The 7355-nt window shown below is 55.3% G+C and carries 4 protein-coding genes; 3 read left to right on the plus strand and 1 reads right to left on the minus strand.

Going from position 1 to position 7355, the window contains the following annotated elements:
* Positions 1–503 precede the first annotated feature (503 nt).
* The 3 genes from gad to C8N32_RS14495 all read left to right on the plus strand — a co-directional run bounded on the left by gad (position 504) and on the right by C8N32_RS14495 (position 4534).
* On the plus strand, positions 504–1880 hold the full coding sequence (gad, locus tag C8N32_RS14485) for a glutamate decarboxylase (protein ID WP_107893683.1): 1377 nt from the start codon (positions 504–506) through the stop codon (positions 1878–1880).
* Positions 1881–1956: 76 nt separating this feature from the next.
* On the plus strand, positions 1957–3831 hold the full coding sequence (locus tag C8N32_RS14490; protein WP_211309719.1) for an aspartate:alanine exchanger family transporter: 1875 nt from the start codon (positions 1957–1959) through the stop codon (positions 3829–3831).
* A gap of 64 nt (positions 3832–3895) precedes the next feature.
* Complete coding sequence (locus C8N32_RS14495; RefSeq protein WP_107893685.1) at positions 3896–4534, plus strand: hypothetical protein; 639 nt, start codon at positions 3896–3898, stop codon at positions 4532–4534.
* 110 nt (positions 4535–4644) lie between these two features.
* On the opposite strand, the gene C8N32_RS14500 is transcribed toward C8N32_RS14495, so the two are convergent.
* A complete protein-coding gene (locus C8N32_RS14500; RefSeq protein ID WP_107893686.1) occupies positions 4645–6261 on the minus strand; it encodes a glycosyltransferase family protein in 1617 nt (538 codons plus the stop codon).
* Between the last annotated feature and the right edge of the window lie 1094 nt (positions 6262–7355).

Here is a 7355-nt window from a genome sequence, read left to right on the forward strand (position 1 = left end):
CTCACACCCTACGAATACATCTGCAAGGTCTGGACATCAGAGCCAGACAGATTCATCCTAAATCCGATCCACCAGATGCCGGGACTGAACACCTAAGGACCGGCGCCGGGCCGCGATCCATTACGACATATCCCGAAGCTCTTTCTGTCAGCATGCCCTTGGCAGATGTGAATGTTCTGGTGTGAAGCCTGAACCTCGCGAATCGGATGTGAAACAACGTTAATCAACCCAGATGCGAAACTTGAGATGCGAAACTTGAGATGCCGAAAATCATGAGATCCAGAAGCAGAAAACGGTCTTTTTCACACTCTAAAGTCGCCTTGTAATTTGAAATTCAAAGAAAAAACCCAGTGAGGACATTTTTGACAAAATGCCTCATATTTAGGCAGAATTTTCTAGACGAGATTTTGGTACAATCTTACCATAGGCCAAGCCAATCAGGCGGCGCAGAACAGAGTAAAAGTTCGTCCCTTACACGGTAACCTTAGTTTAAGGAGATAGCCATGAACGACAACACCTTCAATGCGATAAGCAATGTCTACCAGCAATTTCAAAGAAGCCTGAAAGCTGACGTTTTTCCATCCGACGGTATGTCCGCCCAAGCGGCGTCAGCGATTGTCGAGAGTCATCTTTGGACAGACAGCAACCCGATGCTGAATCTATCTAGCTTCGTAACTACCTATATGGAGGAAGAGGCTCAGAAGATCATGGCTGCGCACGCCCATGTTAATTATATTGACCATGACATGTACCCAAAATCCTATGAATTGGAGGGGGTTATGGTCGATATGCTGCATGAATTGTGGAACGGACCCAAGGACAGCACGCCCTATGGTGCAGCCTGTGTGGGCAGTTCGGAAGCTTGCATGCTTGCTGGGCTCGCCCATAAGTGGAACTGGCGCCAGGCTCGAGAAAAGGCCGGGAAGGACGCGACACGGCCCAATATGGTCACAGGCGGGAATGTACAGATCGTCTGGAAAAAATTCATGAAATACTTCGACGTGGAGCCGCGCATCGTGCCGCTCGAACCCGGCGAATATCGGTTGACCGCCGACAAGCTCGAAGAATACGTCGACGAAAACACAATCTGCGTGGTCGCTATCGCGGGCCAGACCTTTACCGGTGAAGATGACGATTTCAAAGCGATTCACGATTGGCTGGACGATTACGAGAAGCGGACCGGCATTTCTGTTCCGATGCATATCGATGGTGCGTCAGGGGGATTTGTACACCCGTTTCTTTATCCCGACTACGAGTGGGATTTCCGCCTGCCTCGCGTTCAGTCCATCAACGCATCGGGCCACAAATTCGGACTCGTTTATCCGGGGTTGGGTTGGGTCGTTTTCCGTGATCGCTCCATCTTCAACGAAGACCTGGTCTTCTATGTAAATTACTTGGGAGGGGAATCTCCCACTGCCACGCTGAATTTCAGTCGCAATGCCGCGCAAATCATCGGCCAAGCCTATCAGTTCTTGAGACTGGGCCGAGATGGCTATCGCGAAATCATGCAGATGACTGTCGACAATGCAGAATTGCTGCGGGAATTGCTTGTCGAAAGCGGATACTTCGAGATAATGAACAAGACACAGACGATCCCGGTGGTTGCGCTTACGCTCAAGGGATCGGTCAAAAAGTTCAATGAGTTCGATGTCTCATTCAAGGTTCGTGAAAAGGGCTGGGTCCTTTCCGCCTATACTATGCCACCAAAGGCGGAAACAGTGCGTTCCTTGCGTATCGTCGTACGCCCCCACCTGAATCAGACGATCATCAGGGAATTGGCGGACGATATTATAGAAGCGTGTAAATATCTTGAAATACACGGCGGCAATGCAACCCCCCCTGAACTTCACGGTCACGTCAAGACCACGCCGAAGTGTTGAACTGTCGGCATTATCTGCGCGCTCCTGAGGCTGGAGGCCGCTTCGATCAGGGGCGCACGAAACAACAAAAAGGTAGATGGTAATGAAACGCCCAATTCGCGGAGCGCTGTTATTCCTGTCGGCTTTCGCCACCCTGTTTTTCATTTCACTCGCGCCCGTCCTTGCACAGGAGGCCAGTGACGGCGGCGCACCGCTCGCATTCTTCTCGCCTGTGATCGAGCAAGGCATTCACGGGTTTTTTGAACTGCTCGACAAACAGAAGTTCCTTTTTCTGCTGCTCGCCCTGTCGCTCGGCTATCCGTTGGGGCGCGCCAGCCTGAAAGGTATTTCACTCGGCCCGACCGCAGGCACATTGATCGTTGGAATCCTGCTCGCGCTGACCGCCAAGTTGGCCTATGACATCACCTATTCGATCTCGGGCCTCGTCTCGACGATTTTCCTTTTGATGTTCATGTATGCGCTTGGCCTGAAGGTCGGGCCGCAGTTCTTTGCCGGCCTTCGATCGGGTGGCATGGCCTTCATCGTGATTGGCATAGTGGTTTGGGCGTTAAACTGGATCATCTGCGTCGGCGGTGCTGCAGTGGCCGGGCTCGCCCCTGGTTATGCACCGGGCATCATCTCCGGAAGCTATACGATTACTGCGATTATCGGCGTTGCTACATCGGCAATACAGTCTGGCGCCTATGTCCCGCCTGAGGGGATGAGCGCGGAACAAGTCGGTGCAAATATCGCTGCCGGCTATGCGGTTAGTTATGTGCTGTCCAGCATCGGCATCATCCTTTTGATCCGCTATCTGCCCAGCATGTTTGGCCGCGATCCAATCGCCGATGCAAAAAGGGCCGAAATCGAAATGAGCGGAGGCTCCTCCGCGCCAGTCCCTGGTGCGTCTGGCTCGCTTACGCTCGGCTATTCCAGTTCCGAAATACGTGCCTACCGTCTTGAACACAAAACACTGGTCGGCAGGTCAGTGAAAGAACTTTTCGATAAATACCCTGAGGCCCCCATATTGCGTGTGGTTCGAGAGGGTGAAGTTATCGCGCTGCAATCCAACCCGGTGCTTCAATCGGGCGATGTTGTGGCGGTGCGCACCGATGTGCACGACCTGATCCTGAGCGGAGCAGAGGTAATCGGTCCGGAGGTGGACGAACCTGAAGCGCGGCGTGTTGAAATCGAGGCGGCTGATATCCGCGTCGGCAAGAAGGGAATAAACGGCAAAACTCTGCGCGAAATCTCCCATGAATCGGGCATGGGTCTGCAATTGCGTGCTTTGTTCCGGCAGGGAAACGAAGTTCCCTTCAATGACGAGACGAAAATCTACTTTGGCGATGTCCTGCGTGTTGTCGGACCCGATAGCCGGGTTCAGGCCGCAGCCGATTACCTTGGTGGACGGGCCATCGTAGACACTGCGGTCACCGAGGTCAGCTATATGACTGGGGCGATGGCTGTAGGCTATCTTTTCGGCCTTATCAGCATCACTGTAGGCGGTATTCCGATTGCCCTGGGCACATCGGCAGGGTGTCTGCTTGCGGGGATATTCGTGTCCTATTTCCGCAGCCGCAATCCCGAATTCGGCGGTCCGGTAGACGAAGGCGCGCGTGCCTTTATTCAAGACATTGGTCTGAACATGTTCGTGGCCGTTCTGGCAGCGAATGTGGGCCCCAAGATTATCCAGTCTTTCCAGGGAACCACTGTGATCTGGATTGCGCTGATCGGCACGCTGGGCGCTTTGGTGCCGCCTTTCGTAGGTTTTTTCGTAGGCTTCCGGTTCTTCAAGCTGAACTCGGTCGTATCGGCTGGCGCAGCCACTGGTGCACGTAATAGCACGCCGGGGCTGAATGCGATTTGTGCCGAATCGCAAAGCAATGTTGCCGCCGTGCCCTATCCGATCACCTATGCGCTCACGACTGTGCTTGCGTTATTAGGCGGTTACATCGCGATGGTCATATCCTGACCTTTTCAGCCAAAAGTGCCCCGCCGGGACTGCCCGGCGGGACCGCCAAGATACAGTCCAAGCCATGAACCGTGCCAAGTCCATTGACGTCGCCATTAACACGATGCGGGCCAGGCTGACGGTACTCGGCTTCAACCTGACAATCATCACTTTCCAAATCAGCCAGATTATCCACCCCGTCCTCGACGCTCTGGAGCACGGTTCAGTGTCGCTTTTTCGATTGACCCTCGGACTTGCGCTGCTGATGGGAGCAATCACTACAATTCTCGCTCTCCTCGCTTTCATATCCTCTGCGCGTCTGAACCGGGAAGGCACTGCCGGAATACACTTGCTCCTCGTTGGTGACCTGCTGATGTTTCTTTCGCTGATCCTGACGCTTTTTGGTTTCGTCAGCCCCTACCAGAAAGCACTGGACCAGTTGATGGGTCATGCTGGACATAACGAAATCGTACTCATACACGATGCTGTCCTTTGGGTTGCCACACTTGTTTGGGTTTCCACAGCCTATGTGGCACCGATTTTTTTGTTGCTGCGCGCGCCGGTCATGCTCGCTGTTCGGATTGTCTACGCGAGCGTTTATTTGATCTGCCTGCAAGGGCTGACATGGCTGGTACTGGTCGCTAGCAGAATCGAGCAACCGGGGCGTCTCCCTACCTTTTCCGAGACGTTTTTCTCTTCACTCATCGCCCCGTTGGCTTGGTAGGCAGATTTACATCAGATACTCGCTGCGCGGGGTCAATTTCGAATCTGAACTACGCCTGATCCCGATTGCGCCAGCCCGGCTGAGGGAGGCACTGAAGAAGACCCTTTTTCCTATCCGCACACCAGTTCGCGCGCCTTCTCAATCACCCTGTCAGCACGGGCATCGAAACTATGTGTCTCACGCATCTTTCTGGCAAAGGCGGCCCGCGCCGCACGGCGGGCACTGTCCTCGGCCCGAATGCGCGCAACGGCCAGGGAAAATTCTTCAGCGGAGCCAACTGTTTCCACGAACGGGCGGAATTCTTCCGGCATCCATGGAATCGGATCGGAAATGACAGGCGTCCCACAGGCCAGCGCGTCGAAGACACGGTTCGAAAGCAGCCCGCTTCGGGCCATTGCCGGGGTGTGGTCGTTCAACACAATCTCAGCGCGGGAATAGATATCCCCAAGCACCTCGTTTTCAACCCTGTCCCCCTTGACATAAGCGGCCGCGGGGGTTTCCCGCCAGCCCGCCCCCCAGATTTCAGGCGCAATCCCCGCATCAAGCGCATAGCCCACGATCGGGCGCATGCCCCCGCGCGCGATCCCGACAAAGCAGATGCCCGCCCGCTCCGCATCCGGGGCGGGCGGGCCCATACGTTCGGCGTCAAAGGCCTGGGGCAAAAGCGAAACGTGATCCGAATCGAACTGCATCACCAAAGCGTCACGCAGCGGTTCGCCGCCGGCAAAGACATGGTCGGCCTGCTCCAGTTCACCGGAATGGACGTTATCTCCCCCCGAGATGACCCAGTAAAGCGTGGCATGCCCCGGACGGCGGGCATATTGTGCACGGCCACGAAGGACAATGTCGACTTCCGCCGGATCCTCTTCCTGCATCCAGAATTTGCGTGTCTGAACCCGCGCCCGGTAGCCCTTCTTCTCCAATGCCTTGGCCAGCCCGACGCCAAAATGATAGTCCCCCCAATTACGCTGGACTCCAGGGCGGGGAACCGGAAGCTGAATGGCAAAACTGGGCACATCGGCCTTACGGATGATGCGCGGATTCCACGGGCTCCTGAGCGTTGGAATTACATCGAACCCGCCAACGATTTCCTCAAGCGTATCGACCTCGTCGTACTCGGCGACGATTTCTTCATACCGCTCCTTCAAAACCGTATTGCCCGGGGCAAGGTTGCTGACGACGACAAGGCCGGTCGTAGCGGCATCGTAGATTTCGACCTTAAGATCCTGCCTGTATCTTTGCAGGATTGGAACCAGTTTCCAGCAATCCCCGGTCCAGGCTTTACCGATGGCTCTGCGCCAGTCGCGCCCTGTCATGCTCGCCTTCCACGGAAGGCAATCGTGTAAAACGATATGCCCTCCGGAGGCCATGTATCGCTCCGCATTCATGAAATCGCGCAGCAGGAATTCATAAAGATGCATGCCGTCCAGGAAGGCCAGATCGAAACCGACGCTCAACCGCTCCAGTTCCCCGCTTTCGAAGAATTCGTCGCTGGTTTGCTGAAACAGATGAAGTTGCGGTTTTTTCCCGACGATCTCTTCGGTGATCGCAAACTGCGGATCCACCGCCACCGAACGCGCCGAGGACAGCGCCAGGCTGACACCGCTTCTTGTTCCCACTTCCAGATACCATTCAGGTTTCAGGGACTGGTGCATATCCGCAAGGAATTCCAAGTAGTGTTGCCCGGTCGCCCGGCGAAGCTTGGGTTTGTCGGAGAGTTGATCCATTAGGTCCCCCAATCGGTCCTGATCTTGTGGGGCAGCTCACAAGCGGATCCAATCGAACCGGGTCAAACCTGATCGCGCCAAATTATCGCTGCCTTGGCAATATGCCTTTGTGGTCATCCCAAGTTCAAGGACAGAATGGTCGCCACGGCCCGAATTTCCGGCCGCGCCGTGCGGAATGAACCCTACAAAAAGCACATCTCCGATCAAGTTTTCAAGCGGTCGGCTCCATGAATCGACAGGAACCCGCCTGCGCAAAGACAGGCTCGGAGCCCCGTTTCCTGGCCTTGGCTATCGCTGCCTGCGGCGTTGCGGCCCCCTCCAATCGAGTCTTCCCGCGTCCGGAACTCTGCCGATTGGAATAATACAGGCGCACGGGATGCCATCCCGGCGGCAAGCGCGACACGGCCTTGCTCGGCTTTGTTGCACAAATCCGGGTTTGAGCGGATTTTACTTTTCCAGGAATGATTTTCTTTCCTGCATCTTCAGTGACGGGTAGGGCCGGGGCAGGACCATCGCTGGCGCTGGAACTGCTATTGGCCGCCGTCGATCCTGACTTTGTCACCATCACGAGCAGCGGGCCTCCCCTGGAGCTGTTTATAACGGAAGAGTTCGCCCGCCTGGTCGAAGGGCAGGCACAGCTTTCTCACAGGTTTCTCACAGGCCTTCCAGTCGTGGGAGGCGCATTTTGCCGAACAGCATAAGTACCCCAGCCATGGAGACTACACATGGGCGACGACCGCGTCCGGGTGTCCCTGCTTCGACGGGCGGCGTCATTTCATGCAGGCGTCAGCCGAGGCGTTCCTGTCCGACTACGTCGCCCATTTCCTGCGCGGCGACAAGAAGGCGGGAGACCGAAAGTCTTCCTGCCAGTGTGCGCCTTGGCAGCAGCGGTCTTGTTCTGATTATAAATCCGGGCCCTAAAAAATTTCGTCTGGACAATAAAACCCCTTAGTTTATTATTAATGGTACCTCGTCTATACGGGTATTTCTGGTGCATAGTATCCGCTAATGCGGAAAGCGCCTTATCGAATGTCTATGACGAGGCTTGAAGCAGGAGGCCATCTCTTTCGAAGGAATCAGTGACGGCATCTAGG

It is taken from the genome of Rhodovulum imhoffii (assembly GCF_003046545.1).
GTDB lineage: Bacteria > Pseudomonadota > Alphaproteobacteria > Rhodobacterales > Rhodobacteraceae > Rhodovulum > Rhodovulum imhoffii.

Bases quoted from the DNA above. Each gene is read 5' to 3' on its own strand.
- gad (WP_107893683.1), top strand. From the start codon at position 504: ATGAACGACAACACCTTCAATGCGATAAGCAATGTCTACCAGCAATTT.
- C8N32_RS14490 (WP_211309719.1), top strand. From the start codon at position 1,957: ATGGTAATGAAACGCCCAATTCGCGGAGCGCTGTTATTCCTGTCGGCT.
- C8N32_RS14495 (WP_107893685.1), top strand. From the start codon at position 3,896: ATGAACCGTGCCAAGTCCATTGACGTCGCCATTAACACGATGCGGGCC.
- C8N32_RS14500 (WP_107893686.1), bottom strand. From the start codon at position 6,261: ATGGATCAACTCTCCGACAAACCCAAGCTTCGCCGGGCGACCGGGCAA.